This is a genomic window from Shewanella sp. 5S214 (genome assembly GCF_041439795.1).
In the GTDB taxonomy this organism is placed as follows: Bacteria; Pseudomonadota; Gammaproteobacteria; order Enterobacterales; family Shewanellaceae; genus Shewanella; species Shewanella vesiculosa.
On record NZ_JBGOOV010000001.1, the window covers coordinates 157,984 to 184,577 of the forward strand.

Sequence of the window (26,594 nt, forward strand, 5' to 3'; positions counted from 1 at the left end):
CTTACTATGATGGTATTTCAACGTCACCAGGCGTTAATAATGGCAGGGTTATTATAAAGGTGGTGCCCACATCAAGTTCGGAGCTTACCACAATACTACCTTTGTGTTTTTGCACGATACTGTAAGACAATGACAGTCCCAAGCCGGTCCCCTGACCTACAGGTTTAGTGGTGTAAAATGGTTCAAAAATTTTACGCTGTGCCGATTCACTTATGCCACAACCGGTATCTTTTATTTCGATAACCAATGCTGTGCTGCTCGCCGATACCTTAATGTAAATGTGCCCTTTACCATCAATAGCCTGGGCTGAATTGACAATTAAATTCAAAAACACCTGGTTTAACTGCATTGGATGGCAAAATAATGTCGGTAATGGCTGCTGAAATTCGCGATGGACTTCAACATTATATTTAAGCTGACTGTTGGCAATTTTTAACGTATTTTCAATACCTTCAATAATATTAGCATGCTGCCATTCACTACTGTCGACATGTGAAAACACTTTAAGATTTTTTATAATATCAGTGACACGATCTATTCCGGTAATCGACTCATTAATTAATTCAGGCATGTCTTCACGTAAAAACGAATATTGACTGCGCTCTTGCATTTCTTGCTGCAAAGCCATAAAGGTTTTATTTTGGGTTTTATTCACCACCTTTTCATAAAAGCTGATCAAATTTAATAGCTTAGTTGAATAATCTTGTAGGCTTTGTAAATTAGAATGAATAAAACCAATAGGATTGTTTATCTCATGAGCGACGCCCGCAGCCAACTGCCCAATGGCGGCCATTTTGTCTGCTTGTAATAACTGATTCTGTGCGGCTTCTAGTTTAGTGTTTAGCGCCAGTAATGCTGAGTGTTCTTGTGCTAACTCTTCAGAAAGTTGTTTCTTACCCTGGTAATAACTCGCTAACTCAGTGACGTCTTGTACTATCATGCATACGGTTTTAACCACATTATTGCTAACGTGTAACGGTATAAACTCAATGTTTTGGTACATTAATGTTTCTTCGCCTGTGATTGGGCGGCTACTACTGAATAAAAATACGTGTGGTCTGTGTTCCCAATATGAAAAACTAGCATTGTTCAATACAAATACACTGTTGATCTTTTTCTTTAAATATTTTGCTTCATTTGGGAAAAGAGTCAGCAAATTTTGCCCTTTTACTTGGTCACAACTGATGTTCAGCCGATCAGCAAAAAAGTCATTCCAGTACTCTATTTCTAATTGCTCATTAAGAACACATACCCCTAAAGGCAATTTTGCAGTCAGATTCTCTAATACTGCGAGGGTCGTCATCGTTACTCCAACAAGCTATTTAATCGACTTAATAACGTCGAAATTGACTCTGCTTCTAAACAAATAACAATTTTTGAATCAAAATGACTGGACTCTACTTTAAATTCAACTTCCATGAGTAAAGTGTGAGCCCAACGATAGTGTTCTGGCGACAGTTTTTCCGGTTCAAATACTGTCGGCATGCTCAGCTTGGTGGTCAGCTCTAACTGCTCGGCAAAACCATTTAAACAGGCTCCAGCTAGAATATTTGACAGTTCAAGCAAAAGCTCTTCGCGGGTAATATCTGACAAAGGCAGCTCATAATCCATCAGCTCAGCAATGGCTTCACAACCCGCGTGCGATTGTAGCGAAACGACCTCACCCTTCACTGTGCCCAAAAAAGATTGCCGAGTATGCCACATGACATCGGAACTGATCATATCGACAAATTCAGTGGGGGTAACAGATGAAATGAGTGGAATAGAAAGGGTAATTTTAGCGCCAATTAACCTCGCTAACGAATTGGCTGCTTGGCCCATTGAAATATTCATCAACTCCTGTAATGCATCACGCTGCAGTTCACTTAATTGATAAATCATATCAACCCCACATCTGTTAATGCTTGTGATAATTGCTCAGAGTTCAATGGCTTGTGCAAAAACCGAAACGCTCCAAGCTTGTCGACTAACTTTTTCGCTTCTGGCTGTATATCGGCACTAATCACAATGACGATAGTTTTCGTTTTATGCTCATTTAAGTAGCTGAGTACACCAAAGCCATCGAGTTCAGGCATAGTTAAGTCTAGGAAAAGAACGTCAGCTTTTCCAGCTTCAACGGCCTCAAGAGCTTCTTTACCATTAGTGACCTCGGTTATTTCAATATCCCAATCCGCGGGTAAAGCGCGTCTAACGACTTTTCTTGACATCATTGAATCGTCGGCAATGGTTACAGGTATCGGCATTACAATCTCCACATTGTCTCATTTGTCCTCTAAACATTATGGTGACGACAACCTTGAATGTCAAAAACTATTAGTATTTATTTTAAACACTGGTTTTACGCTGCAATCATTGCCATACTCAGGGGACAAATAAGACAAGTTACACTCTGTACTTTATTTCACATAGACTAAAATTGAGAGGCGCTATGAAAGGCATTATCTTTAATGTGCTTGAAGAAATGATAGTTGAACAAGCTGGCATGGAGGTTTGGAACACATTACTTGAAAAACATACGCCACAAAATCGGGTTTATGTGTCTGCTAAAAACTACCCTGAAACGGAGCTATTTGCCATTGCAACCGATGTTGCTGCGCTGCTCAATGTTCCTCTGCAACAAGTAGTAAAAGCCTTTGGACAGTATTTATTTTCAGGATTAGCCACTAGACATACTGGTGTAATGACACGTTTTTCAGGTTTCACTTCCTTGGTGATGGGTATTCATAATGTTATTCATGTTGAAGTGAACAAGCTTTACCATGAACCCGCTTTACCCACCATTAGTTGTGTACTAGTAAATAACCACAATATTGAACTAACTTATCATTCACCACGTAAATTATGTTTTTGTGCAGAAGGCCTTATCTTTGGCGCTGCAGAGTATTATCAACAAGCCATCACCATTAAGCATGATGTCTGTATGCACCATGGTGATGAAAAATGTATTTTAAATATTGAGTTAATTAATGACTGATAAACCTGATCCATATTTAGCAGCCTATCAGCGAGAGAAAAAAGCACGTATTGAGGTCGAGCAGTTGCTCGAAGATTCCATACGTCAGTTATACGAAAGAAACGTATTACTTGAAAGCCAAATAGTGCAAATTAAAAATCAACAAAAATCACTTATACAGCAAGAAAAACTGGCATTATTAGGCACATTAGCGGCGGGCGTAGCTCACGAAATTAATAACCCGCTCGCGTTTGTCAGCAGTAACGTAACAACCTTAAATGCCTACGTTTCAGACTTGCTTAACGTGATACCGAAAGACAGCTTAAATGAGGCTGACACTCGAAATATCAACTTTATAATGAGCGACTTACCTGAGCTGATTTCTGATACCGAACATGGGTTGGTACGCATAAAAGATATTGTTAAAAACCTATTATTTTTTGCGAGAACAGATGCTGATCAGTTATCAGAAGTCGATCTACTGCTTGCTGTTGAGATAGCGTTAAAGTTATTAGGACCGAAACTTAAAAATGTCCTTGTTACACAAAATCTACAACCAGTGCCAAAGATCATCTTTAACTCTGGTGAGCTCAATCAAGTGCTCATTAATATTCTGGTTAACGCCATACAGGCATGCGAGTACATGACAAATCATACCTCAAAGATAGGTGTCGACCTGACTCAAGTTAATGATGAGATATTATTAAATGTTACCGATAATGGTTGTGGAATGTCAGAAGAGGTTCAGCAAAGAATATTTGATGCATTTTACACCACAAAACCCGTCGGGACTGGAACGGGTATCGGTATGTCAATAGTGCTACAAATACTCGAGCAACATGACGCCAAGATTGTCGTAAAGTCTGAATTAAATAAAGGCACAAGTATTCAAATTTACTTTCCTATATCCACATCCATGTAGATATTTATCATTAAAATAAAATGGTTAACTAATTTGTTTATTGAAAAAATCTAATGTTCGCTGCCAAGCAAGCTCTGCATTGGCTTCATCATAACGGCCGGTAGAGTCGTTATGAAATCCGTGGTTGGCTTTGTTATACATGTGCATTTGATATGGCACATTAACGGCTTTTAAATCCTCCTCATATTCTGGCCATGTTGCGTTCACTCTTTCATCTAATTCAGCTAACTGAATCAGTAAAGGGGCTTTGATGTTTTTTCTAAGTGCTTTAGCCGCTGGGGTGCCATAAAAAGGCACCCCAGCTTGAATTAAATTAGCCTCCACGGCGGCAAGATAATTCACAATATAACCACCAAAACAAAAGCCGACCGCGCCCAGCTTGCCATTACTTTGCTGATGGTCTTTCAAAAACTTAGCCGCGGCAACAAAGTCTTGCTCAATTTTGCTTCGGTCTAATGATTGCTGCATTGCCCGACCTTCATCGTCATTGCCAGGATAACCGCCGAGTGAAAAAAGCGCATCAGGCGCAAATGCAATAAAACCCGCTTTCGCTAAACGGCGAGCAACATCTTCAATATATGGATTTAAACCACGATTTTCATGAACTACTAATACCACTGGCAATAAAGGGGTTTTATTAGTGGGCTCAACTAAATAGCCCTGGCCTTTGCCATAACCTAAAGGCGAATCAAATTGGGTATAAGTGGCTTTAATGTCGGCATCATTAAATGACACTTGCTCAGCTAAGGCATAATTAGGCAGTAACGCTGAGGTCAGAACACTCATTGAATAACCTAACGCCACTAACGAGCCTAATTTAGTCATAAAGGTACGCCGGTCCATGCCACCATGAGCATAGGCGTCATACCAATCAAAGGCTTCTTGCGGAATATTATCGACGGATTTGTGCTGCATAAGTTCCCTCTTCTGATCAAGTGTCATTACGGTAATTGATGGTTATTTATATTAGTAGATAACAGTTAATGTTAGCTGAAGATGATTAATTAACCATCGGCTGCGCAATTGATACGCTTAGCCATCGGCTTAAGTTCAATTGATTTGGTGCGCCTAATTATCGCGATGTGACACTCTAACGATTGTAATTAGTTAAGGTTGAGCTGGCTGATATCGCTGACGGGTAAGAGATGGATTCTCGCCAAATAATTGGGTGTAATCTTTAGTAAATTGCCCTGGATGCCAAAAACCCCAGTTTGCCGCAATCACTGAAATGGGATGGTGTAGATCAGGCTGTTTAAGCTCTCGCCTCACATTATTCAAACGGGTTAATCGTAAAAAACGCAATGGATTAATGCCTAAAATACTCTCAAAACTATACTGCAGGGTGCGGCGGCTAACAAAAGTAAGCTCACAAAGCTGAGTGATGGTCACGGCCTGTTGCGGATGATCATCGATAAAAGCTTTAACTTTTTCAACGACGGCTAAACGATGTTGATAACTGGGGGCCACCGTTTGCGTTGATGCTGGTTGGCTTAATAAATTCAGTGCTAAGGTGCTTAACATGTCTTGCTGTAGATCGGTGCGCAAGCCTAATTCACAGTGGTTAATCAGCTTTTCAATCATCAAACGAGTTTGATTGAGTAAAATTGGATTGCAATCAATCCGTTCCGCCCCTCGTGTTGATAAGTTCTTCAACGACAGCCCTTGTATTTCAGCCATGGAATATAAGCTGTGTTGATTAAGCACCACACCATAAATAGTAAATTGCTCAGGGGTGATTAACTCAAAATCATAATCACTGCTTCGACACATCAACTGATGAGTATCAAGCTGTAAACCATTTATTTTACTTTGCTCAGAACGACATGGAATGCCCAACCAAATAGAATTAGGCGCAATGTTGCACTGCTGCCTTAATGCTCGTTGAGTAAATTCTTTGAATAAATGCATGTCTGGATAATCCAGGCCCTCAATACAACCATAAAAACTGCCGTTACTGACCTGATCATAAACTTGCTGCCATTGGGTTAAATTATGCGCTTGCTCATCGATGTCATTGGTTTGCACCACGCTCTTTTTTGGTGCGCGCTGATTAAAATAGTGCTCCATCTGTCATCTCCTAGCGTTAAAGATTGATTAACCCCACCTTATTATCTTGATTAAATCCATTTTATCTTTCTGATATAAAACATAAAAAATGACTTTGCCGAAACTTGATAGCCACTTGGTACGAATTAAGCTGGTATTGAATTAATTAAATGAGTTGATTAACGATTACAGCAGCAAAACCTGTACCAAGGTTTGATCGTTGACGGTGAGGTAATAAATGAGCCATTCGTATCGCTACACTCTAGGTAGCCAAACATATCAATTTAAAGACTTGGCCCAGCTAATGGCCAAAGCAACGCCGCAGCGCTCGGGTGATCGCTTAGCGGGCGTAATTGCCTTATCAGCCAAAGAACGAGCCGTAGCCCAAATGACACTCGCTGATGTGCCCTTAAAAACGTTTCTTAATGACGCTCTCATTCCCTACGAGCAAGATGAAGTGACCCGCTTAATCATCGATGAACATGACACCCAGGCATTTGCTTATATTAGCCATTTAACCGTTGGTGATTTTCGTAATTGGCTGTTAAGTGACTACGCCACACCGCAAGTATTAGCCGCAGTAAGAATGGGGATTACCCCAGAAATGGCTGCTGCGGTAAGTAAAATCATGCGTAATCAAGATCTTATTCTTGTGGCTAAAAAATGCCATGTCACTAGCGCTTTTAGAAATACCATTGGCTTACCCGGACACTTATCGACCCGCTTACAACCTAACCACCCAACCGACGATGTTAACGGCATCGCGGCGTCAATACTTGATGGTTTGCTATATGGCAATGGTGATGCGGTTATCGGCATTAATCCTGCAACCGATAACGTTGCACAAGCGATTAAGCTAATGAAGTTAATGGATGATGTGATCCAAAAGTATGATATTCCAACCCAAAGCTGCGTGCTCACCCATGTCACCAACACCATTGAATGCATTGAAGCGGGTGCCCCGGTCGATTTGGTGTTTCAATCGATTGGCGGAACTGAAGCAACCAACTCCAGTTTCGGATTTAACCTCAATACCTTAGCTGAAGCGCAAGATGCCGCATTAAGCCTACACAGGGGCACGGTTGGCAATAACGTGATGTATTTTGAAACAGGCCAAGGCAGCTCGTTGTCTGCTAATGCTCACCATGGGTTAGACCAACAAACCTGTGAAGCTAGAGCCTATGCCGTCGCGCGCAAGTTTTCACCATTACTGGTCAACACTGTGGTGGGCTTTATTGGTCCTGAATATTTATTTGATGGCAAAGAAATCACCCGCGCAGGGTTAGAGGATCATTTCTGCGGCAAGTTGTTAGGCGTGCCAATGGGCTGTGATGTTTGCTACACCAACCACGCTGAAGCTGACCAAAACGACATGGACAATCTGCTCACTTTATTAGGCGTTGCCGGTTGCTCGTTTGTGATGGGTATTCCTGGATCTGACGACATTATGCTTAATTATCAAACCACCTCATTTCATGATGCCTTGTATGTCCGCCGAGTACTGGACGCGCATCCCGCGCCCGAGTTTGAACACTGGCTAACCAAAATGAACATCATGAAAAATAACACCGACTTTGTTTTATCGAGCACGCTACCCAGCGCATTTGCCAAACCGCTTTATGCTTTGCAAGGAGGCGCAAAATGAGCACGCCTGATGTAAAGCAGTCTAATAATGCTGTCGATACTGGCATATCACATCAAGATAATGGCAAGGTGGTGGCCAATCCTTGGCGCGATCTGCGCCGCTTTACTGACGCCCGCATTGGTCTTGGTAGAGCTGGCATTAGTTTACCCACAGCAGAATTGTTAGCGTTTCAATTATCGCATGCACAAGCTCGCGACGCGGTAAATTTCCCCCTCGACATTGATACACTCGTAGCGCAACTGGCCAGTATTCCTTTACTGGATAAGGTTAGCCCAATCAAGGTTCACAGTCAGGCAGATGATCGTATTACCTATTTGCAACGCCCTGATCTTGGCCGAAAACTGTCCCAAAGTGGTCGTGACAGCTTGTTAAGCCACATGAATAGCCAAGGACCAACGACCCACAGCCAATACGATCTTGCCATTGTGGTGGTTGATGGTTTGTCATCACTGGCGGTGCAGCTTAATGCTCAAGCTTTTATCAACGAATTACTCACCCTACTCAAGCCGCAAATCACACAGTGGAAAATCGCACCAATTACCTTGGTTGAACAAGGCCGAGTGGCCATAGGTGATGATATTGGCCAGCTGTTAAATGCCCAAGTGGTGATGGTGCTTATCGGCGAACGCCCGGGACTCAGCTCACCAGATAGCCTCGGGTTATATCTGACTTGGGCACCTAAAACAGGACTTAATGATGCCTGTCGAAATTGTATTTCTAACATTCGCCCTGCGGGGTTGCCTTATAAAGAGGCAGCCAAACGTGCGCTGTATTTATTAACCGAGGCCAAAAAACTCAAACTAACAGGAGTCAATTTAAAAGATCGCACTCAAGACGATGTGATTGAACACCAACAGCCAAGGCAGAATTTTTTAATCGCTGAATAACGGCGAATAAATTCAATATGTTAAATACTCATTCGAAATAAAAATTAAATACTACTGGAGAGTTAATTATGTCAGAGAACAACAAAGAGTACCTTGCCAAAAGGCAACTAAAAGGCGGCACCGCCGGCTGGGTGTTACTAGCAGGTTTGGGCGTGTCATACGTTATTTCTGGTGATTTTGCTGGATGGAACTTTGGCATCGCTGAAGCTGGCTGGGGCGGATTTGCCATAGCAGCGATATTAATGGCGATCATGTATTTAGCATTAGTGTTATCTTTGGCTGAAATGTCTGCGGCTATTCCTGCCGCGGGTGGCGGTTACAGTTTTGCTCGTCAAGCCATGGGCCCTGCTGGTGGTTACTTAACCGGACTAGCTGTATTAATTGAATATGCCCTCGCGCCTGCTGCAATCGTGATTTTTATTGGTTCTGCGGTGCAAGCATTACTCGGTTTTAATGGTCCTTGGGTTTATGCACTCTTCTATTTAGTGTTTGTGGGCATTCATCTCGCTGGTGTGGGTGAAGCACTTAAAGTGATGATGGTGATCAGTGGATTAGCTGTTATCGCTATTATTGCCACTGCAGTGGTGCTTATTGGCAACTTTGATGCAACCCGGCTTTATGATATTGCGGTTACTGATGCTGCAGGTGCCAGTGAGTTTTTACCCTTAGGTTGGTACGGTGTTTGGGCTGCACTGCCGTTTGCCATGTGGTTATTTTTAGCGGTTGAAGGCGTGCCGTTAGCCGCTGAAGAAGCCAAAGATCCAGCCAAAGATGTACCAAAAGGCATTATTGGCGCGATGATATTTTTACTGTTCACGGCCTTACTCGTGGTGGTATTAGTACCAGGTGCTGGCGGTGCAACGGCCATGGGAGCCAGCGCAGTGCCATTAGTTGATGCGCTCAATCTCACCGGCAATAATGGCTTAGCAACGATGGTTAATATTTTAGGTTTAGCAGGTTTAGTGGCCTCATTCTTCTCTATTATTTATGGTTATAGCCGGTTAGTGTTTGCATTATCACGTGCGGGTTATATCCCCCGTTCATTATCGATTACCACCTCACGTAAAGTCCCCGCTCGCGCATTAATCGTACCTGCAATATTTGGCTTTTTGGCTTCATTAAGCGGCGAAGGTGATTTACTGCTGGCGATGGCGGTTGTTGGCGCAACTGTGTCTTATGCGTTAATGGCACTCAGTCATATTATATTACGTATCAAGCAGCCTGAGTTGATCCGTCCATACAAAACGCCTGGTGGCATTGTCACCTCAAGTATTGCGTTAGTCTTGTCTTTAATCGCATTAACAGGTGTGTATGCCTTCGATCCAAGGGCATTCTTGTTCACAATAGGCTTATTTGTGATCGGCGCTGCTTATTACTTTGGCTACAGCTCATCACGCTTGGTCGCCAAAAGTGCCGATGAAGAATTTGCCATGTTAGCCGCGGCAGAATCGGATTTATCGATAGCCAACTAATCGGCAGTTAACTTATCGATACTGTGATGTAAACATAAAGGATAAAGCGCGGAGCATAGATCACCGCGCTTTATCCTTAACAGTATATAAGGGTTAACGGAGCAACTGTGACAGTTTAAATCGCCTATTGATGCCCTACTCTGAAGCCAGCAAGCCTTCCCAGCCGCTGATACCATAACCCTGATCCCTAAGCGAATGTGGCCATTTATCCCCAGGTCAAATCAATTGCACACAGATTAACCCATTTAGCGTAATCGTACTTTTAACCCGCGGGGTTAAGCGCATCTGCATATAAAGGCACTGATAGACAATATTAGCAGATTATAAATCGACAAATTAACCCTAACCTGTATAATCCGCGGCCTATTTACTTACATATACTCGCGTCTGTCTTATTCTCACACGGCTGTCTACTCGCCCTTTGTTGATAAATATTCAGTTAGTACACAGTTGGAACATTGCTTTGATTTCTACCGCTAATATCACCATGCAGTTTGGCCCTGAGCCATTATTTGAAAACATCTCGGCTCAATTTGGTCACGGTAACCGTTACGGTTTAATCGGCGCAAATGGCTGTGGTAAGTCTACGTTCATGAAAATCTTGAGTGGCGCCCTAGCCCCAACATCAGGCAACGTGTCGATTACACCTGGCTTTAAAGTCGGTACCCTGAGCCAAGATCAGTTTGCCTTTGAGCAATACAGCGTTGTTGATGCTGTGATCATGGGCGATGTTGGCCTGTGGAAAGTGAAACAAGAACGTGACAGCATTTATGCTAAAGCTGAAATGACCGACGAAGACGGCATGCGAGTAGGCGATTTAGAAAGCCAGTTTGCAGAAATGGACGGCTACACTGCAGAAAGTCGCGCCGGCGAAATTCTGTTAGAAGCTGGCATTGAAGAGTCATTCCACTTTGGCTTAATGCAACAAGTTGCTCCAGGTTGGAAATTGCGCGTGCTACTGGCACAGGCTTTATTTGCTAACCCAGACATCTTGTTACTCGATGAGCCAACCAACAACTTGGATATTCATACCATTAGTTGGTTAGCCACCGAGCTAAACAAACGTAAATGCACCATGATCATCATTTCGCATGACAGACATTTCTTGAACTCTGTTTGTACCCACATGGCTGACATCGATTACGGCGAATTACGAGTTTATCCAGGTAACTACGAATACTTCTTGGCACAATCAGGCTTAATACGTGAACAACTATTAGCCGGTAATGCTAAGAAAAGTGCTGAGATTGACGAGCTACAAGACTTCGTTAACCGCTTTGGTGCCAACGCATCTAAAGCGAAACAAGCTAGCTCGCGTGCTAAAAAAATGGATAAAATTAAGCTTGATGACGTTAAATCATCTAGCCGCATTACCCCGTCAATTCGCTTTACCGAAAGCAAGAAATTGCATCGCCAAGCACTGGTGCTAGAAGAATTGTCACACGGATTTGATGAAGTGTTATTCGAACACGGTGACCTTATTCTTGAGGCGGGTTCAAAACTGGCGATTATTGGTGAAAACGGTGTGGGTAAAACCACGCTACTTCGTTGTTTAGTTAATGAATTACAGCATAATCATGGCCGTATTAAATGGTCTGAAAATGCCGCGATTGGTTATTGTCCACAAGACAGTACCGCTGACTTTGATAATGACATGACTTTATTTGATTGGATGTCGCTATGGCGCACACCAAAACACAATGATTTGATGGTTCGCGGCATGTTAGGTCGTTTGTTATTCTCAGATGACGATGCCAACAAAAAAGTCCGCAACTGTTCTGGTGGAGAGAAAAACCGCCTATTATTCGGTAAGTTAATGATGATGGATATTAACGTACTGGTAATGGATGAGCCAACCAACCACATGGATATGGAAGCTATTGAAGCGTTAAATCAAGCCTTGAAATTATTTGAAGGCACATTGATATTTGTCAGCCATGACCGCGAATTTGTGTCATCTTTGGCAACGCGTATTATTGATGTGAAAGACAAAAAATTGATTAACTTTCAAGGTACATTTGACGAATACCTTGCAAGCCAAGCGGAAGCAGAAGCCAGAGGCTAATCCCCTTATGGAATACGTATTAGCCAATGCGCATGAATAGATAGATGGTTAGCATTAAGGTCTTCCTATTGCATTACATTGCAATCATGAAGACCTTTTTTGTTTCATTTATCCCCAAAAAATGAATACATTCGCATTCGCTAATCAATAGTAATCCGTTGCAGATACACGTAAAATCGGCTTATAAAATTTATAACTAACGACTTAACAAAGCGAAAATATCATGAATAGAAAAATCGAATTATTGGCGCCAGGTGGAGATGTCGATGCGATTAAAGCTGCGATTATAGCCGGTGCTAACGCCGTTTATTGTGGCTTAGATACCTTCAACGCCCGTAACCGAGCAGCCAACTTATCCTTCGATGACTTAATTGGTGTTATCGCACTTGCTCATCAATACCAATGTGAAGTGTTTCTCACCATGAATATCGTTATTCTTGAGAACGAAATTCCAACATTGGTTAAGTTGCTCAATCAGTTGGTTAATACCGGCATCGACGGCATTATCGTGCAAGACCTCGGTCTGTTTAATTTGGTCAGCAAGCATTTCCCTAGCTTAGCCATTCATGCCTCAACCCAGCTGACAACCCACAATGAAGGTCAAATAGGCTTTTTAGCTAAAATTGGCGCCACACGCGTTAATTTATCGCGCGAGTTAAACCTTGGCGAAATAAAGAGCCTCACCACCCTAGCCCACGATCACGACGTGCTGACCGAAGTGTTTGTTCACGGTGCGCTGTGTATTGCTTTCTCTGGCCAGTGCTATTCAAGCTCAGTCAGTGTCGGTAATTCGGGTAACCGTGGCCGTTGTAGCCAGGCCTGTCGTGACGAATACGAAATTACTGCCGCGGGTAACAAGTTTCCGCTCAATTTAAAAGACAACTCAGCCTATTTTGACTTACCTGAACTGGTCGATGCGGGTGTTGATTCACTTAAAATTGAAGGCCGCATTAAAGGCGCTCAATACGTCCACACTGTAGTAGACAGCTGGCGTAAGCAAATTGATAAATTTATCGATACCGGCAAACTGCTAGCCGATGACTCTAATTTACACCGGGTATTTAATCGTGATTTTACCAACTCATTTTTAAAGGGTAATCTCACTAAAGACATGTTTATCGATAACCCGCGCGATAACAGTTTTAAGCATGCTAACGACAAAAGTAATGCAATATCTGTGGTGCAAATTCAAGAAGCACAACAAACATTATCGTCTGAAAAAGACGCGATTGTGCAGCTAGTTGCAGAAAAAATTAATCACTTAAGTATTGCTAAACCAACACTGTCACTGGCATTTTCCGGTAAAGTGGCGCAGCCGTTATCAATAGCGGTTAGCACTCCAGAGCAACACTTTGTCATTAACTCGACACTGACCTTAACCAAAGCCACTGAATCTCGCGTTGATGAAGCGGCAATCGAAAAGCGCTTTAAAAGCTTAAAAAGCAGTGGCTACCAGTTACAAGCATTCAACTTTGACGGCTTAGATGCTGACTTAAGCCTGCCGTTTAGCCAATTAACGCAGCTTAAAAATGAATTACTGTTACAGCTAACTCAACGAGAATACATAGGCGCTGTAACCTTGCCTAAGTTACCTAAACACCCAAAAGTCACTGAAACGCCAACCCTGTCTTTGCTTATTAGCGATGAAAAAGACGTTAACTTGTGTGATGTTACCCAGGCCGATATCTACTTTAAGCTGCCAGAAAGCTTTAAGAAGAATGACAACAAGTACATCGACATATTCTTGCGTAACCCAAGACTCATCCCTTGGTTTCCAGCTGTGCTTATTGGCAAAGATTACCTCGAAGCGGTAAGAGTGTTAGAAGTGGTTAAGCCCAAGCGTATTGTCACAAACAATACCGGTGTCGCGTTTAAAGCTTATGAAATGGGCATTGAGTGGATTGCAGGACCATTTTTAAACACCACCAACTCTTATGCTTTACTTACCCTGCAAGAGCAGCTCAATTGTTCAGGCGCGTTTATCTCTAACGAGATTAACCGTAATCAAATTAAAAATATCGCCAGACCAGAAAACTTTAAACTGCTGTATAGCATTTATCACCCAATTTTGATGATGACCAGCAGACAATGTTTTTTCCAACAAACAGTGGGTTGTAATAAGCCCAGCATTGAAGATGGCTGTATGTTGAAATGCGAAAAAGCCACGACTATCACTAACGTAAAAGGCATATCGTTTGCGGTAGACAAGCAAAAAGGCGGCTACCCAAGTATTTACAACCACGAGCAGTTCTTAAACATCGAAGCGGTTGAAGACTTATCCTACTTGTTTGATGAATTCTTTATCGACTTAACCAATATTGGTTCTGGTTCAAAAGCTGAAATTGATAAAGTACAACTGGTTAATCACTTTGAAAACGTGCTTAAAGGTGTCACACAAGCCAAAATTGAGCTTAATCAGCTGGTCACCATTGCAACCAATGCTCAGTATCAGCAAGGTTTGTAGTTGATTATGTGAGTGTGAAGCCGGTTGGCAACAAGTTTGAAGCTACAACAAAGGGTCAGATTACGCTATAAAGTACTCTGACCCTTTTGCTTAATTGAAACTGGCACGGCGAAACAGAACTTGTTATCGACTGTTCAAGCTCAAAGAACCCTTGAGCCTGAGCCTTAATCAGAGATGGGTAAGCGAATATAAAACCTGGCACCATAACCTGGTGTTGAACTGTAGCCAATACTGCCATTCATTGCTTCAGTCAGCTCCTTACACAGCGCTAAACCTAAACCTGTACCGCCTTTGGCCTTAGAGCTACTGGCGTCTGCTTGAGAAAAACGTTCAAAAATTTTGCTCTGAAAATCTTCAGGAATACCATCACCTTGATCTTGCACAGCAATCTCAACCTGATTACCAATCAGTGTGGTAGACAGAGTGACACTTCCCGCTGTCGGTGAAAATTTAACTGCGTTTGACAGAAAGTTAGTCAAGATTTGTAATAAACGATGCTCATCGACATAGACAAGGATCTCATCCATTGCGTGGTTTAATTGCAATGCCAGGGTGATTTGATGTAAGTCAGCATAGGGTTGATGATCGTCAATGGCTCTTTGTAATAGAGGCACAACATTTAAGCGTTTCATTTCAAACAACATCTTCCCAGCCGCGAGTTTTTCAATATCCAATAAGTCATTGATCAAACGGCTAAGCTGCTTACAGTTGCTGCTGGCAATTTCAATCAGCTTGTCCGCTTTTGCGGGTAAGGTAACCAACTTACCAGACTGCAATAAATTTAAGGCGCCAAAAATCGATGTTAATGGCGTACGCAGCTCATGACTTACTGTTGAGATAAAGTCATCTTTAACTTGTTGTAATTGCATCCTATCGGTAACGTCTTGTACTGAGCCGATTATTATCTGATCAGGATTTTTATCCTCGGCAACTAATTGCCCTAACTGATGCACCCAACGAACTTCACCATTAGGTCGAATAATTCGGTGAACCACATTATGAATGCCTGTTAAGCGAGCCTGCTGCTCGCTTTTATCCACTTTATCAATATCATCTGGATGAACGGCACTTTTAAGCAAGGTCACACTGGGAACGATGTCATGGGCGTCAAAACCAAATATTTGGTAAATGATAGGCGACCACCATAAGGTGCCCTGTTTTAATGACGCATGCCAATAACCAATTTGAGCTTGCTCGCTAGCTAAATCAAGGCTTTGCTGAGCAACATTCAATTGCAAATTGAGATCTTCAAGTTTGAGGTAATGCTCTTTCGTTTGGGTAATATCTTGAATGTACCCATGCCACAAAATACTGCCATCGGGCATGGTTTCTGGCGAAGCACTGCCAGATAACCACACTAAGGTATTATCATCCCTGTAAACCCGATATTCCTGTTCCCACAGCGTGAGTTGTTGCGCTGAATCTTCAATACTCTTGGCTACCGCCGGCAAATCTTCAGGGTAAATTTTGGCAAACGCGGTGGACGCATCCGTTTGCACGTCTTCGGGTTTTACACCATAAATGTCTTCGATGGCAGAACTGGCATACGGAAATGCACTGTGACCGTCGGGCCATAACTGAAACTGATACAAAACCCCTGGCAACTGCTGTGTGAGTTTATGTAATTGATCTTGAAGTTTTTTCTCTTTGCTAATATCTAAAATAAAACCATCTAGGTATTTAATAGCCCCACGACTATCATATTCCGCAGCGCCGCGACCTTCAGCCCATAGAACCGAACCATTTTGATGCAAAATACGGAAATTGAGTACCCAACTGGCATGGTTAAGCACTGCTTTTTCAACCGTTTGAATTAATAAATCTCTGTCTTCGGGATGAATGATGCTCACGAAACTGCGTTGAGAGTTATCAATAAAATCGCTGGCGAGGTAGCCTGAAAGCGCATAAATATGATCGCTCATATACAGCATGGACCAATGCTCATCATGATGACATCGGTAAGTTACCCCAGGAATATTAGTCACTAAGGTTTTAAACTGATCTCGACTTTGTCGTAATGCTAGTTCGTTATCATGTTGTTTGGTGATATCGGCATGGGTGCCGTACATCATCAGAGGCTTACCATCGTCTGAGTATGAAATCACTCGGCCTCTATCATGCACCCATATAAAATGCCCCTGTTTATGTTGCATGCGGAAATTAACATCATAAAATGGGCTTAACCCATTAAAATGATCCTCTAATGCCGCCTTGGCGTGGTCTAAATCATCGGGATGAGTCACTGCTAACCAGGTGTCGATAGAAATGGGCTCAAGCTCAGCAAGCTGATAACCAATCATTTCTGCCCAACGCTCGTTAAAAACCGTTTCACCGGTTTGTATATTCCATTGCCAAGTACCAATTCTGGTCCCTTCAAGCACCGACCGATACATTAGCTCACTTGCCGCTAATAGCTCATTTGACTGCTCTTGTAATCGGTCTTGAATTTCTTGCTCAACGCTCTTGCCAAACTCAAAAGCAATTTGGCGCTCTTTATCGGTAAACTGCCGAGGTTGGCTGTCAATAAAGCAAAGTGTGCCAATGCGCTCACCGTTAATTTCTAATGGAACACCAGCATAAAAGCGAATAAATGGCGCGCCGGTAACCAATGGATTATCTGCAAATCGGCTGTCGAGTTGGGCGTCGTGGATTTCAAAAATAGATTCGGCTAAAATCGTATGACCACAAAATGAAATGTCTCTACTCGTCTCACAGGCCGCTAGACCTTGTTTGGATTTGAACCATTGCCGCTTAGCGTCCACTAATGAAATCAGCACTATTTCGGTGCCAAGGCAAAGTTTAGCTAAATGAGTTAGGCGATCAAAACGTTGCTCTGGAGCCGTATCTAACAAGCCAGTATTGTGTAACGCTAAGAGTCTTAGTTGTTCGAAAATCGGTGTTACGGGAGCTTGCATCAGTTACTCCGGATGGTTGATTTTTGCTGAAGCAAGATGGGCTTGATAAATACGCTCGAGTGAATCGCCAAGACTCATGGCATCAAAGGGTTTCTCAATAATGTCAACAGCGCCGGCATCTAAATATTCCTGTTTTTCAGTATGCTGAATTCTGGCGGTCATAAATACCACCGGAATGTTAACGCAATGTGCATTTTTACGAATTTCGTGCAGGGTTTGCAAACCATCCATACCTGGCATCATGGCATCTAACAATATTAAATCGGGTGTAAAGTGCGCCAGTTGACTAATCGCCTCATGCCCACCCTCACAAGACACCAAGGTAAGACCTGAGATATCAACCAGAGCCATTTCAACGATAACTCGAATCGACTCATCATCTTCTACGTGTAAAATTTTGTCTAGCGGCATGCCGGCTCCGTTTTGGTGAGTAAAACCCAAATTTGGCTAATTTGATTTGCTAATATAATCTTATAAATGATGTTGTAGCAAACTAAGTTGTTGAATAACCCTATTGATTAACAATAAAGTACTCGTGTCTATAGGTATAGTTCATCCAATATCACTGTTGTAATTAAACTGCTATTATCTTTTTGGTAGCAGATCAGCCAAGCCATCATAAACCGAGAGTAAAGAGATGAAAGCGAACAAAAATCCCAGTAATCCGCACTCGGTTGCACAAACTGTCTCAAATAGCGCTAATCACTTAGGTTCAACATCAGCAAATAAAACGCTCGAAAATTTACTTGCCCCCTTTGCAGGCAACGAACTATTTTATCGGCGCTTAATACATATTTTTGAAACAAATTTACAACAACAGCTGCAAAATCTGGATCAGATGATCTTAGATAACAATACCAAGGACATTCTGGTCATTATTCATACCCTAAAAGGTAGTTCAGGATCCACCGGCTTGTCATCTCTGCATTTAGCCCTATTAGACGGCGAAAAAAAGCTCAAACAAGCTCATGATGCAAATGCTGCTAACCTTGATCTTGTATGCGAAGAACTGGTAGCGCATATTCGTGCTGTGGCACAAGCTGAGCTTTCAAGTATTCATAGCCTATTACTAAATTCATCCGTAACAGATACACCAGCACCTGCAGAAGACTATTCAAGCGCAGAGTTAACCTCGACCCTAGCAGAACTTAAAAAGCATCTAATAGACGGTAATCTCAACGCACTCGACTCCACTTTACGCCTACAAAATATGCTATCGGATAAGGTGTTACTGCAACAAGACTTAGCCAGCCTGCATGATACCGTTGAGATGCTCGATTTTGAGCAAGCACTTGACGCATTAGTCTCACTGTCGCAAAAGTTATAAGCTCAAGGTTGTACTTATTCTGGGCTGATAAAAACTGCGTACAAGTCGCATGCGACACTTCCACTAACTTAAGCGCTATAGATAAGTGAAATGAATACGCGCAATGAATAAGCAATTAATAAAAATCACTTATTTAGATAACCTTATTTGTTTTTAGGACGATAAAAGTACTAAGCATAAATCAGCTGCTAAGTATCATCACAAAGGCACTTTACCAGACGTTTCTTGTGTTTTAGCTATCGATATTTGCTGCCATTTAACAATCACTTGCGCTAGCTCTCCCCGACTAGATAAACGTTTAATTGATTGGTTAATGCCTGTAATTAACTCTGGGTTAGTGGTTTTTTTACTGATCAGAAAGTGAATTTGGTTATGGTCTAATACCAGCGGTAATTCTGTAAGAGAAATCCTTTCAATCTGAGTTGCGATATAAGGTACGGCAATAGAATCGCCAATGACAACATCGCCTCTACCGTAACCCAGCATGCGAATTGATTGGGTGGCATTACGACTGAAAATTAATAATTTTTGCCTGATTAGTGCTTGCTCTGATGCCAAAAAATCTGCCCCATACCAGCCAAAAATAGGCGCTAGGAGGACCAGCTTTTGACTAAATATATCCTGCCATGTGTCAATCTTGATCTGTGGTGCTAAATCAGATTTTACAAATAACTTAATTTCTTCGTCACGGTATGGTACTGAGAAATCAGCATAGGCTTCTCTCTCAGGTCTATAACTTGCGCCCATCATAATATCCAAGGTGCCTTCTTGTAACATTCTGTGGGCTCGCTTTACGGGCATATCGATAAAATTTAACTTACAACCTAAGTTGTCCGCCACAATAGTGAGCATATCAACATCGAGCCCAACGGGTTTACCGGAGCTATCCAACCAAGAATACGGCGCCCAACTATTAAAACCAACGTTAATCGGCTCATAACATGATGACGTTGCTTTTTGCCCATAGGCAAAATACGCTTGAAAATAAATAAGTAAAAGTAATAAAATTCTTAATCGCATAGGCTTACTTCTCACCTTATTACTTATCAATTCTTGCAGGGTAAAAGTCGATTTGATGGGATATTGAAGCACTGTCTAGTCAAACGCCACTTTGCTAGCACCTATAAACCTTAGACTATAAACATTAGACATAAAAAATCTGTTACGCCAGTCATCATACCAAGGCTTTTGGGTCTGAACCTTCAATTGAGTGATAAACAGCAATCCAATGTATTTTTCGCCAGCATTTTGCCATCAATACATCATGGCAATGCCAGCAACACATTTATCGATACATTAGTTCGATGACGGCTATTTTACCCATTTATCATCACGATTGCAGTTCAATCTGGTCAGCGTAATCAATAAGCGGTATTGTTACCCCAAATGAACCCAGATAACGGATGTTGATTGTTTACCTATAATATCAATGGCAAAGCGAGTCGCTTTTTTACCTACGCAGATTTAATAAACTGCGGGGCTACAGCTATCGAACATCAAATAGAAAATTTGCCACTGCAACCCGACACCTGGCGCGCACTCAGTTTGTTAGCCACGCAAATACTTGATCCAATCGTCGATCAATTTGGACCCATAGCGCTGACTTATGGTTTTTGTTCGCCTGAACTGGTCAGAAAGATTGCTAAAAATCGCAATCCGCATATTGCGCCAAAACTTGATCAACATTGCTCGCACGAACTCAATCAAAATCAAAAAATCATCTGCGATCGCTTAGGAGCCGCCTGCGACTTTACCCTAGTGAGCAACAAGAATGATAAACCGATTGATATGCAACTGGTGGCGCAGTGGATGTGCGAAAATCTGAAATTTGACCGCCTGTACTATTACGGTAAACATCGACCGATACACATCAGCATTGGCCCACAAATGAATCAATTCATACAAACCATGAAAACCAATGCCGACACCGGCCATCGTGTCCCGTCTAAAAAAGGCCGTAATGAAACGGCGATTACGGTGATTAGGCAAGTGGATTATTAATAGTAAAAAGAGGCCGCATGGATAAACCTCAAACAAAAATAGATGAAACGTCGCAATGGCTAAACAGTAAAGACACCATGCGACGGCTAAAAGTATCCTCTTGTCATTTAATGCATATGCGCCGAGCAGGAAAAATTAACCACAAAAAACAAGGCAACAGTTTTTGGTACTTAATTGAACAAAAGTAAACGTCGTTGAGATTTATCACCTAAACGAAACGGAAATACATTATGGATGCTGTTTTATTTAAAAAGCTTGTGACAACAATGCCGTTAGGTAAAAAATTACCCGACGCGCATTATTTACATCAAGACGGATTCGCTGAAATAGATGAACAACTCAGTGGTTTCATCATTGCGGTGAGTCATGCGTTAAAAATCCCACTCGACGATTGGCAAGTCATCAAGCTCAGTAAAGCTGAATTCAAATTATCACTCTTGTCATACCCTACTTTTTTTACCGAAGCCTACCCTGCACTTACCCAAAGTGTCACTGTTGACTTAAGCAAGCTTGAACATCGCATCACCCAATACTTATCTAGCGATAATCCGCCCATTCTGCATCGTAAAGAAACTATGTTGCCAAGCTCTCATGTTTGTTACCAAGAATTTGTCGCCATCACACAAGAAGGTGAAAATGCAGGCTTGTATGCCAAAAGTCGCATGATAGGCTTTAAACAGTCATGGGAAAAAATAATCCAACAGCATGGTTATGAACTCGTTGATGGACGACTTTTTAGAAGCTCTAGTTTTGCATCTGCAAACGATGACAGCAGCAATATCGACAGACATAAAACCGCATTGGTGCGGCATGATCTAAGCTCACCGATGAAACATCTAGCCAAACAAAGTTATTTAAACGGTGATTACAGTGTATTTGATTATGGATGTGGTCGAGGGGACGATTTAAGAGAACTGCAAGCCCACGGTTTAGAAGCATTAGGCTGGGACCCTAACTTTTGCCCAGACTCAGACAAAGTGGAGTCCGACATTGTCAACATTGGTTTTGTGATTAACGTCATCGAAGACGCAATAGAAAGAACAGAAGCCATACGAGGCGCTTGGCATCTTTCTAGAAAGTTATTGGTCGTGTCAGCCATGCTGGCAAATGATAGCTTTATCAGTCAATTTACCCCCTATAAAGACGGTGTCATTACCTCACGTAATACGTTTCAAAAATATTATGCCCAAGCAGAACTAAAAGGTTATATCGAACGCACGTTAGACGAAAATGCTATCGCTGTTGCACCAGGCATTTATTATATTTTCCGAGACAAAATAGAAGAGCAACGCTTTTTAGCCAAACGGCATCAACGCCATCATCAATGGCACCAAATAACCACACCGACGCCAACAAGCGAGGAACAAGCTCGATTATTGTTCACTCAACACCAAACATTGTTAACCGCGTTTTGGGACCGATGTTTAGAGCTTGGCCGCTTACCTGTTGAAGATGAGTTTGCCGAATCAGCCAAGATTACAATGCATTTCGGTAATGCTAAAAAAACCTTTAAATTACTCATACAAGTACAAGGCAAATCCGCTGAACTCGAATTTGAACAAGCCATAGCCTTAAGACGTGAAGACTTACTAGTATACTTTGCATTAAGTCAGTTCGAACAACACAAAGGTTACAGTCGATTACCCGACGAGCAAAAACGCGACATCAAAATATTTTTTGATACCTATAAAGTCGCCATTAATGAAGCCAAAGTATTGTTATTTGCCATCGCAAACACCCAGCTTATTGAACAAGCTTGTATCGACGCACACGACAACAAACTGCCTGCAAGTAAACTCAATAACGGTCACTCGCTTGAGTTCCATAAAAAGTACTTAAGTTACCTGCCCGCGTTACTGCGTGTCTATGTTGGTTCAGCAGTGCAACTGTATGGTGAACTCGATGAAATCGATTTAGTAAAAATCCATATCACTTCAGGTAAAGTCAGCCTTATGGGATACGATAATTTCGACACCAGCCCACTACCCACCTTACGCGAACGCATTAAGGTTAAGATGTGGCAGCTCGATGTCGATTTTTTTGATTATGTGGAAGTAGATAAACGGCCGGTGTTGATGGATAAAGATTGTTATACCGATAGCTTTTAACCATTAGTTATTTAATCTTCTTTTTCTAGATATAACTGTAATCACAGCAGGTAAGTGATGTGATTTCTCTTTAAACTCCTCAAGTAAATCATAAGTACTAGGATTTACACGTCTAAAACACATAGCCGTATTAGGTTTATCTGCTCTTTTTGAGTTTTCACATAACATCTCAACTTTAACTCTAACACCTTCAGAACTACTCACTTAATTTACAGTCATTAACCTTAGTGACAGAATCGTCTTATGAATTTCATCTGCTTTTGCAAGCAGATTCAAATATTGCAAGGCAATAACAGCTGCATCTGTAATTATCATTTTAACCTCTACTTGCTTGGGAGAAGTCCATTTACTTTTTCACCGAAAAAATGAAAATCATCAATGATATCTTTATGTCTTGAAACGACTTCTTGCTCAATGATCTCAAGTAGACGTGCATGAGCTTCCTTTTCAAGTAAATGACCTGACAGATACCTAGCCTTAGCTAATTTTGTTTGATATCCAGCGGTTCTATAACGTGACCATGCTCTTGTATAACCATTTAAACGATTCAATAAGTAACTTAGTATTGATACTCCCAGCCCCAAAGTCACCAGTGGTAATAGTACGCCTTTAAAATCAACTCCAAACCAATGGACAACAAAGGGACTAAGCATGATAACCATTGAAAATAACTTAATTGATAGTCTTATCCAAACTCGATCAAGCGTAAAACCAACGCCATCGTAGAATACATTGATGAGTATTAGAGGCATGGGCAGGAGAAATAAAAATAACGAAGTATAATTTTCAGCATGATTACCTAGCTCGAAAAAGGAATTGTTAGCCGCTATATATAAAACAAGTGCACTTAAAGCCCAAAATAGCCCCTCAACTGCAAGTTTTCGACAAGTCTGACTTTTTACTAAATACCATTTTTCATAACATTCACAATACGCTTCAAATTTTAAATGGCGGGCTCCATAACCTGTATCTGTCAGAAAATCTGACCAATTAGGATGATTATTACTCAACTCATGTTTTCCTTAATTGTGTTTAATTATCAAAACGCCAAATCTTACCGTTTTTGACTATTTGTTCAAGTTTAGCGATAGCCTCCATGGGAGCTAGTCGTTTATCTAGCTCAATGAGTACATGGGCATATTCATTCCGTAAATTTGTTGAAAAAATCCCGGGGTCATCTGAACCCAACACCACGGGCACTTCCATTCCGTCTTCATCACCCACGCCTAACCAGTTAAATATGTGATGCTCAGAGTAGGTTTCGTAAAAGCTTATCCTTAAATTGCTGGTTGGCAACGATTCTATAGCCATCTGATTTTTAGCGATTTTTCGGAGCACCGATTTCTGCAAAATACGTAAGATATTTTTATCAAACAACTGTTCAATTGGGCAAGTATCTGAGTCGATTTCAACTAATTCATTATATTTTCGGATAAAATTAACATCATGAATACCGTGATATCTCTCTAATAAATTAAATGCTCTTGGCTTTTTATGTTTAAGTTCTGTGATATGTTTTATTTCAGCAATGATTTCATCCCTGATGGTATGCTGACATTTTGATTTTAAATCAAACACTAAAATTGGATCTAAATACCTTAACTTCCATGCTTCATGTAGATCTTCTGGGGTAATATATTCAAAAGAGAACAGTGGTTTTGGTGTATCGGCTTCATCAAATAAGGGTTCTACAAAATATATCTTATTGGTTAGCTGTCTAATGCCGCTCTGAAGCAAATTCAAAACCTTTCCAGTGCAGTCTGCTTCTTTAAGAATATGATAAGCAAACACAAGATCATCAAGCCGCTCACCTTGTTTCATCACCACGCGTTTACCGATTCGGTTGCGCCATAATTCAGGATCAATACCAACGGCAGTGCCATGACCGATGCGATTACCGTGATTTAAATCGAGAAAACGAACGGCTTCATCTACTGTCCTAATCCCAGAAAGTAAATGCACGTAATCTTCACCTGCATGGTAAGTAAAATTATGATGACCTTCTTTCCTTAAACGTCTAAAAACAGGAGCGAATACTTCAGGGCCAGCATCGAGCTCGTTAGCCGCTGCATCAAATCCTTTAAGATAATTACCAAGTTCACTGTATCTTGATTGCATAGTTTTCAAAACACGGCGAGTTTTTTCGACTTCATTTCTGAGTTGATAATGACGACAACACCAGCCTAAGTTGTGCTTTTTTGCCTCTCCTTCGCCCATGGTTGCGATTTTATTAGCCCGTTTATCTGGCTGTTTAATGAAGTGAGCAACTAAACTTAATTTTAATCTTCCTGTATAGTTTTTGTCAGCCTTTAACAATTCAACGAGACTCTTACTATTTGTTTTTTCCTTTTCTCTATCTGACATACTGGTCCGATAGCGTGAGTAGCCTTGTAAGATAGATGCTATCCTTGCTTTATTAGCTTCCAATTTTTTACTCGGGGCAAAACGGCCTTCTAAACGGTCAATGTCTTGGTCACCATCATTAGCCACTTGAAAAAAGCGTGCTTCATAATCACGTTCAACATCAGATCGAATTTCATTAACTGTAATCTTCTGAAACTGATCAAAGCCATAAAAATGAGTTTGCTGTACCACCAGGCGCATTAGCTGACATTTAATGAGTAGATAGTAGTAAAAAAGGTGTGCAAAGTTTTCACTTCCAGAGTTTTCAAGGTGATAAAATAACTGCATCAGTAATAATGATTCTTTAATCAGTGGTGTCATTAAGCTTGAATCAATATGGCTAGTAAAATAATCAATACTCGAGTCGCTATCTATTCGTGCAAACTGAACTTCTTTATCTTTATTTGAAAATGATGCACTTTCAAATGCTGCCCGACGGTTAATATCCGCAAGAGTCTGCTGATTTACTTCTTTATTATTGATAGCGCAATCAAGTAATACAGCACGTAGCATTTTAGCGGCACGAAGCCTTGTTAGTAGCTCATTCTGAGTAAAATCGAGTTCCTCCAGCCCATATAATTGTTTCACTAAGGTATTATCATGGGCGGGTTTTATTGCTTTTGAGAATGCATGAGGTCTCTCTAAAGCTGTTCGCCAGAGAAGCTCAACTTCAGTTGTACCATTGAGGTGAATATGCAAATCGTCGAGTTTATTGCGGTTGATAACATCATCTAGCCTATTGTCTATAATGCTTGGCAAAACGCTGTGCCCAATTTGGCCTTGCATATGTTTTTCAACATATATTTTCAGGCTATTCCTACTTTGTAAATCCGGTGAACCGTATTGTTTAAATAATGAAAAGCTTAACAGGACTAAAGGAGGAATTTCAGTAATAATACCTTGCCATTCACTGAACACGGCCTTATCAACATGAACCTTTGATGAGTAATTTGAATTTAAGTATTTACTATGGACTTTGTGTAGTATTCCAGTCAGATGTTTAGACATTTTATCTTCACGATTCAGTAAATAATCTTGCCTATTCTTAATCAAATGGTCTGGTCTTGTTGACGTTCGACGACTCATACCTTGATATAAGTATTGTTCTAAATCATTCATACTCGGAATAACGCCACATCGGTATCGATGTAGCATCTCTAAGTTACGAAAACTTTCTCTAATAGTTTCTTGAGGCAATTTAATTCCTACAAATGTTTCTGATTTTTGACAAACAGCAGTTATTAACAGTGAGTTACAGGGTCATTGACCAATCTATTTCTCATTCCTCTTTTGGGGCCACTGCAGACTCCTTTCCAGATTCCTCTGTAGTTTCCTTATCTGATTCCTTATCTGATTCCTTATCTGATTCCTTATCTGATTCCTTAT

Annotated in this window: 22 protein-coding genes; 11 read left to right on the top strand and 11 right to left on the bottom strand. The window is 41.3% G+C overall.

The annotated features are described in order from the left end of the window. Positions 1–4: 4 nt before the first annotated feature. Genes ACED29_RS00625 through ACED29_RS00635 form a run of 3 tightly spaced genes read right to left on the bottom strand, consistent with a single transcriptional unit; the run spans position 5 to position 2,243 of the window. Positions 5–1,303: an ATP-binding protein gene (locus tag ACED29_RS00625; RefSeq protein ID WP_371696695.1), complete on the bottom strand. Its 1,299-nt coding sequence runs from the start codon at positions 1,301–1,303 to the stop codon at positions 5–7. A 2-nt stretch (positions 1,304–1,305) separates the two neighbouring features. Further along, complete coding sequence (locus ACED29_RS00630) at positions 1,306–1,881, bottom strand: chemotaxis protein CheC (RefSeq protein WP_124014812.1); 576 nt, start codon at positions 1,879–1,881, stop codon at positions 1,306–1,308. Continuing rightward, positions 1,878–2,243: a response regulator gene (locus ACED29_RS00635; RefSeq protein ID WP_124014811.1), complete on the bottom strand. Its 366-nt coding sequence runs from the start codon at positions 2,241–2,243 to the stop codon at positions 1,878–1,880. The genes ACED29_RS00630 and ACED29_RS00635 overlap by 4 nt, the downstream gene beginning before the upstream one ends. A gap of 185 nt (positions 2,244–2,428) precedes the next feature. Here ACED29_RS00635 and ACED29_RS00640 point away from each other — a divergent pair, with 185 nt between their 5' ends. Together ACED29_RS00640 and ACED29_RS00645 are read left to right on the top strand one after the other, a co-directional pair. Beyond that, complete coding sequence (locus tag ACED29_RS00640; RefSeq protein WP_124014810.1) at positions 2,429–2,974, top strand: heme NO-binding domain-containing protein; 546 nt, start codon at positions 2,429–2,431, stop codon at positions 2,972–2,974. After that, positions 2,967–3,875, top strand: a complete 909-nt coding sequence (locus tag ACED29_RS00645; protein ID WP_124014809.1) for a sensor histidine kinase — start codon at positions 2,967–2,969, stop codon at positions 3,873–3,875. Before ACED29_RS00640 ends, ACED29_RS00645 begins: the two co-directional genes overlap by 8 nt. 24 nt (positions 3,876–3,899) lie before the next feature. Here ACED29_RS00645 and ACED29_RS00650 read toward each other — a convergent pair whose 3' ends face one another. Both ACED29_RS00650 and ACED29_RS00655 read right to left on the bottom strand, forming a co-directional pair. Continuing rightward, positions 3,900–4,790, bottom strand: coding sequence for a dienelactone hydrolase family protein (locus tag ACED29_RS00650; RefSeq protein ID WP_371696697.1), 891 nt, complete (start codon positions 4,788–4,790; stop codon positions 3,900–3,902). A gap of 192 nt (positions 4,791–4,982) precedes the next feature. Next, the gene (locus tag ACED29_RS00655; protein WP_371696698.1) at positions 4,983–5,942 is read right to left on the bottom strand and encodes a helix-turn-helix domain-containing protein; all 960 of its coding nucleotides are present in this window, start codon (positions 5,940–5,942) and stop codon (positions 4,983–4,985) included. 217 nt (positions 5,943–6,159) lie between these two features. Between ACED29_RS00655 and ACED29_RS00660 the strand changes: the two genes are divergently transcribed. From ACED29_RS00660 to ACED29_RS00680, 5 genes are all read left to right on the top strand, one after another. Continuing rightward, positions 6,160–7,566, top strand: a complete 1,407-nt coding sequence (locus ACED29_RS00660) for an ethanolamine ammonia-lyase subunit EutB (protein WP_182697312.1) — start codon at positions 6,160–6,162, stop codon at positions 7,564–7,566. Next, a complete protein-coding gene (eutC, locus tag ACED29_RS00665) occupies positions 7,563–8,453 on the top strand; it encodes an ethanolamine ammonia-lyase subunit EutC (RefSeq protein WP_371696700.1) in 891 nt (296 codons plus the stop codon). The genes ACED29_RS00660 and eutC overlap by 4 nt, the downstream gene beginning before the upstream one ends. Positions 8,454–8,521: 68 nt before the next feature. Next, positions 8,522–9,925 carry an ethanolamine permease gene (eat, locus tag ACED29_RS00670; RefSeq protein ID WP_371696702.1) on the top strand — a complete coding sequence of 468 codons (1,404 nt, stop codon included), beginning with the start codon at positions 8,522–8,524 and terminating at the stop codon, positions 9,923–9,925. 463 nt (positions 9,926–10,388) lie between these two features. After that, a complete protein-coding gene (locus tag ACED29_RS00675; RefSeq protein WP_347689964.1) occupies positions 10,389–11,990 on the top strand; it encodes an ABC-F family ATPase in 1,602 nt (533 codons plus the stop codon). Positions 11,991–12,213: 223 nt separating this feature from the next. Beyond that, positions 12,214–14,454, top strand: a complete 2,241-nt coding sequence (locus ACED29_RS00680; protein ID WP_371696703.1) for a peptidase U32 family protein — start codon at positions 12,214–12,216, stop codon at positions 14,452–14,454. Positions 14,455–14,618: 164 nt separating this feature from the next. Here ACED29_RS00680 and ACED29_RS00685 read toward each other — a convergent pair whose 3' ends face one another. Both ACED29_RS00685 and ACED29_RS00690 read right to left on the bottom strand, forming a co-directional pair. Further along, complete coding sequence (locus ACED29_RS00685) at positions 14,619–17,369, bottom strand: PAS domain-containing protein (protein ID WP_371696705.1); 2,751 nt, start codon at positions 17,367–17,369, stop codon at positions 14,619–14,621. Positions 17,370–17,372: 3 nt separating this feature from the next. Further along, the gene (locus ACED29_RS00690; RefSeq protein ID WP_371696707.1) at positions 17,373–17,780 is read right to left on the bottom strand and encodes a response regulator; all 408 of its coding nucleotides are present in this window, start codon (positions 17,778–17,780) and stop codon (positions 17,373–17,375) included. 226 nt (positions 17,781–18,006) lie between these two features. Between ACED29_RS00690 and ACED29_RS00695 the strand changes: the two genes are divergently transcribed. Next, positions 18,007–18,696, top strand: coding sequence for an Hpt domain-containing protein (locus tag ACED29_RS00695; protein WP_371696709.1), 690 nt, complete (start codon positions 18,007–18,009; stop codon positions 18,694–18,696). A 198-nt stretch (positions 18,697–18,894) separates the two neighbouring features. Here ACED29_RS00695 and ACED29_RS00700 read toward each other — a convergent pair whose 3' ends face one another. Next, on the bottom strand, positions 18,895–19,716 hold the full coding sequence (locus tag ACED29_RS00700) for a substrate-binding periplasmic protein (RefSeq protein ID WP_371696710.1): 822 nt from the start codon (positions 19,714–19,716) through the stop codon (positions 18,895–18,897). 390 nt (positions 19,717–20,106) lie between these two features. On the opposite strand from ACED29_RS00700, the gene ACED29_RS00705 reads away from it, so the two are divergent. Genes ACED29_RS00705 through ACED29_RS00715 form a run of 3 tightly spaced genes read left to right on the top strand, consistent with a single transcriptional unit; the run spans position 20,107 to position 22,805 of the window. Then, positions 20,107–20,697 carry a hypothetical protein gene (locus ACED29_RS00705; RefSeq protein WP_371696711.1) on the top strand — a complete coding sequence of 197 codons (591 nt, stop codon included), beginning with the start codon at positions 20,107–20,109 and terminating at the stop codon, positions 20,695–20,697. Positions 20,698–20,714: 17 nt separating this feature from the next. Further along, entirely contained in the window at positions 20,715–20,885 is a 171-nt protein-coding gene (locus tag ACED29_RS00710) for a hypothetical protein (protein WP_371696713.1), read from the top strand. A 42-nt stretch (positions 20,886–20,927) separates the two neighbouring features. Beyond that, positions 20,928–22,805, top strand: a complete 1,878-nt coding sequence (locus ACED29_RS00715) for a DNA phosphorothioation-associated putative methyltransferase (RefSeq protein WP_371696715.1) — start codon at positions 20,928–20,930, stop codon at positions 22,803–22,805. A 3-nt stretch (positions 22,806–22,808) separates the two neighbouring features. Here the strand turns inward: ACED29_RS00715 and ACED29_RS00720 are convergent, their stop codons facing one another. From ACED29_RS00720 to ACED29_RS00730, 3 genes are all read right to left on the bottom strand, one after another. Continuing rightward, positions 22,809–23,009 carry a hypothetical protein gene (locus ACED29_RS00720; protein WP_371696716.1) on the bottom strand — a complete coding sequence of 67 codons (201 nt, stop codon included), beginning with the start codon at positions 23,007–23,009 and terminating at the stop codon, positions 22,809–22,811. Positions 23,010–23,128: 119 nt separating this feature from the next. Beyond that, positions 23,129–23,815, bottom strand: a complete 687-nt coding sequence (locus ACED29_RS00725) for a hypothetical protein (RefSeq protein ID WP_371696718.1) — start codon at positions 23,813–23,815, stop codon at positions 23,129–23,131. 22 nt (positions 23,816–23,837) lie between these two features. Further along, entirely contained in the window at positions 23,838–26,405 is a 2,568-nt protein-coding gene (locus tag ACED29_RS00730) for a hypothetical protein (protein ID WP_371696719.1), read from the bottom strand. Positions 26,406–26,594: the final 189 nt, after the last annotated feature.

Coding starts and splice junctions, on each gene's coding strand:
- ACED29_RS00650 (WP_371696697.1), bottom strand. CDS start 4,790: ATGCAGCACAAATCCGTCGATAATATTCCGCAAGAAGCCTTTGATTGG.
- ACED29_RS00715 (WP_371696715.1), top strand. CDS start 20,928: ATGGATGCTGTTTTATTTAAAAAGCTTGTGACAACAATGCCGTTAGGT.
- ACED29_RS00680 (WP_371696703.1), top strand. CDS start 12,214: ATGAATAGAAAAATCGAATTATTGGCGCCAGGTGGAGATGTCGATGCG.
- ACED29_RS00635 (WP_124014811.1), bottom strand. CDS start 2,243: ATGCCGATACCTGTAACCATTGCCGACGATTCAATGATGTCAAGAAAA.
- ACED29_RS00685 (WP_371696705.1), bottom strand. CDS start 17,369: ATGCAAGCTCCCGTAACACCGATTTTCGAACAACTAAGACTCTTAGCG.
- ACED29_RS00695 (WP_371696709.1), top strand. CDS start 18,007: ATGAAAGCGAACAAAAATCCCAGTAATCCGCACTCGGTTGCACAAACT.
- ACED29_RS00630 (WP_124014812.1), bottom strand. CDS start 1,881: ATGATTTATCAATTAAGTGAACTGCAGCGTGATGCATTACAGGAGTTG.
- ACED29_RS00640 (WP_124014810.1), top strand. CDS start 2,429: ATGAAAGGCATTATCTTTAATGTGCTTGAAGAAATGATAGTTGAACAA.
- ACED29_RS00690 (WP_371696707.1), bottom strand. CDS start 17,780: ATGCCGCTAGACAAAATTTTACACGTAGAAGATGATGAGTCGATTCGA.
- ACED29_RS00660 (WP_182697312.1), top strand. CDS start 6,160: ATGAGCCATTCGTATCGCTACACTCTAGGTAGCCAAACATATCAATTT.
- ACED29_RS00625 (WP_371696695.1), bottom strand. CDS start 1,303: ATGACGACCCTCGCAGTATTAGAGAATCTGACTGCAAAATTGCCTTTA.
- ACED29_RS00655 (WP_371696698.1), bottom strand. CDS start 5,942: ATGGAGCACTATTTTAATCAGCGCGCACCAAAAAAGAGCGTGGTGCAA.
- ACED29_RS00710 (WP_371696713.1), top strand. CDS start 20,715: ATGGATAAACCTCAAACAAAAATAGATGAAACGTCGCAATGGCTAAAC.
- eat (WP_371696702.1), top strand. CDS start 8,522: ATGTCAGAGAACAACAAAGAGTACCTTGCCAAAAGGCAACTAAAAGGC.
- ACED29_RS00700 (WP_371696710.1), bottom strand. CDS start 19,716: ATGCGATTAAGAATTTTATTACTTTTACTTATTTATTTTCAAGCGTAT.
- eutC (WP_371696700.1), top strand. CDS start 7,563: ATGAGCACGCCTGATGTAAAGCAGTCTAATAATGCTGTCGATACTGGC.
- ACED29_RS00645 (WP_124014809.1), top strand. CDS start 2,967: ATGACTGATAAACCTGATCCATATTTAGCAGCCTATCAGCGAGAGAAA.